Origin of the sequence: Pseudanabaena sp. 'Roaring Creek' (assembly GCF_001402795.1) — a bacterium.
GTDB lineage: Bacteria > Cyanobacteriota > Cyanobacteriia > Pseudanabaenales > Pseudanabaenaceae > Pseudanabaena.
In genome coordinates this window covers 1-2,434 of the sequence record NZ_LIRE01000400.1, presented here as the reverse complement: position 1 = coordinate 2,434, position 2,434 = coordinate 1, and the positions used below count along the sequence as shown (strand labels likewise).

The following is a 2,434-nucleotide window of genomic DNA, read 5'->3' as shown; positions in this document are numbered from 1 at the left end:
ATAGCAACGCCATTTTGGGAATCTCAAAACCTTACTGGGTTTGGTGTTTAATTCACAAAAGTGTTGTCACACTTTCGTGAATTGGTATTAGCTCTGGGTCTTAATTGTGCTGAGATACTTACACCAAATTTCCATTTCATCTCTGTTGCCAGTTATATTGCCAGTTAGGTGCGGATAAAATCAAAACCGAAAAGAGAGATGCAGCGCTTTGTACCGCGCCTCTCTTTTCGGTTTTATGTCTTGATACACTGGGATAGCTATGGTTATAGCTATATTTAATAGTAATTCCCATTGCCCTTAATTTCTGAGCTTTAATAGCTAAATGTAATCCGATAAAATTTACCGACTATATCTAAACCTAAAAAATGAATATCCTTCCTTTATTAACTGTTCCGCAGGCGTGGCATGGAGATGCTCTTGCGATCGCAGTTTTTGCAAGCCCAAAAGCCAGTCACAATCGGCACGAGCAGTCAGAAAATTCTGTAAAAAAAGCGTTTGAACTATCTGAAGTATTAAAAAAATTAGATATTCAGGTTCTGGGCTGCACCTTAACAGATTTGATCGCCGAATCTGAATTTCTAGGGGAGAGTGGGGTTTCGGTTAGCGGTCGTGTGGGGATTGACTACGCTATTCGCAAGGTAATTTTGATTGGTATGGGCGATCCTGCTCAAGCTAATGCCGATGTTTGGCGTAAATCGGCGGCATTAGCTGTGAAATGGGCAAATAAAGAGAAGGTGAAAAAGCTCGCATTGTCCTTCCCTACCTACAATCAAGACGTTACGGTTACGGCTCAAGCGATCGCTGAGGGGATATTACTAGCGGCGCATCAAGACAAGCGATTTAAGTCTAAAAATACCAATCCCAGTTTTCTGGAGCAGGTGGAAATTTTGGAAACCGATCCCGATCTGGCAAGCCCTGCGATCGCGAAGGCGCAGCAAATTGTTGATGGGGTAATTTTGGCGAGGGAATTAGTATCGGCTCCTGCAAATATTGTCACTCCAATTACCTTGGCTGATACTGCGATCGCGATCGCGAAGGAGTCAGATTTTTTCACGGTCAAAATTTTGGAACAGGTCGACTGTGAAGCCTTGGGGATGGGAGCCTTTCTTGGCGTAGCTAGAGCTTCGGATATTCCTCCCAAGTTCATCCACCTCACTTACCTTCATGGCGAGCCCAAGCGCAAATTAGCGATCGTCGGCAAGGGATTGACCTTTGATTCGGGTGGTTTAAATATTAAAACTGGTGTGGGCAGCAGTATCGAACTGATGAAAACCGATATGGGTGGTTCGGCAGCAGCCCTCGGTGCAGCGAAAGCGATCGCCCATCTCCAACCTACAGACACCGAGGTGCATTTTATCGTCGCGTCCTGCGAAAATATGGTCAATGGTAGTGCCATGCGCCCAGGAGATATCCTCACCGCCTCTAATGGTAAAACCATTGAAGTGAATAATACCGATGCTGAAGGACGCTTAACCCTAGCCGATGCTCTCGTCTATGCCGATCGCCTTGGGGTCGATGCGATCGTCGATCTTGCTACGCTAACGGGGGCTTGTGTGGTGGCACTAGGCGAAGATATTGGGGGAATGTGGTCGATTGATGATAGCTGGGCAGAGGCGATCGCTAAAGCTGCTCGGGATGCTGGCGAGAAATTATGGCGGATGCCCCTCGAAGATCCCTATTTCGATCAATTAAAATCGGTCGTGGCTGATTTTAAAAACACTGGTTCGCGAGCGGGCGGAGCAATTACGGGGGCTTTGTTCCTGAAGCAATTTGTGGAAACAACTAAGGCATGGGCGCATCTTGATGTGGCAGGTCCAGTCTGGACTGAGCGCGAGTCGGGTTATAACAATGCTGGCGGCACGGGTTTTGCAGTGCGAACTTTAGTGAATTTAATCCTTAATTAACGTCAGTTCGGGTTAGGCTGGCAAATTTTAAAATCCCAAAAGTAAAAGCCTTGCGATGCAAGGCTTTTACTTTTGGGCTTTGAGAAAGGGTTTGCTACGCAAACCCTTTCTCAAAGCCTGTTTTAAGATGCTTCGCTTTCAAAAATTGTCTCCATTCTTTAAGCTCACAAGATGAGTGGCAGCGTGAAGCGCCGCTACTCATTTCTTACAGCGCTTCGCGCTCAAACCCAAACCAAGGGAATTTTTGAAAGCGTTGCAAAGCAACGCTTTCAAAAATTCCCTTGTGGTTCGTTTGATCGATAATTGCTGTAACTTGGATATAAACCCAAAAAGAGGGTTGCCGCGCTCCGCGCGGCAACCCTCTTTTTGGGTGATACAGTTGATAGCAGCTATAGGTTTGCTTGCGAACATTGATGCAATAGCGATAACTGATAATAATTTTCGGCATGGGCGATCGCATTTTGTTGTTCTGCCTCTGAAAGCTCGCGCATCACCTTTGCGGGCACACCTGCCACCACCACCCCCGCAGG

General features: G+C 46.5%; 1 protein-coding gene. It reads left to right on the top strand.

What is annotated here, in order from left to right; all coding sequences use genetic code 11:
• The first annotated feature begins 365 nt into the window (after positions 1-365).
• Positions 366-1,904 (top strand): leucyl aminopeptidase, encoded by a 1,539-nt coding sequence (locus AC805_RS13455; RefSeq protein ID WP_055075902.1) that lies wholly within the window; start codon positions 366-368, stop codon positions 1,902-1,904.
• Positions 1,905-2,434 lie beyond the last annotated feature (530 nt).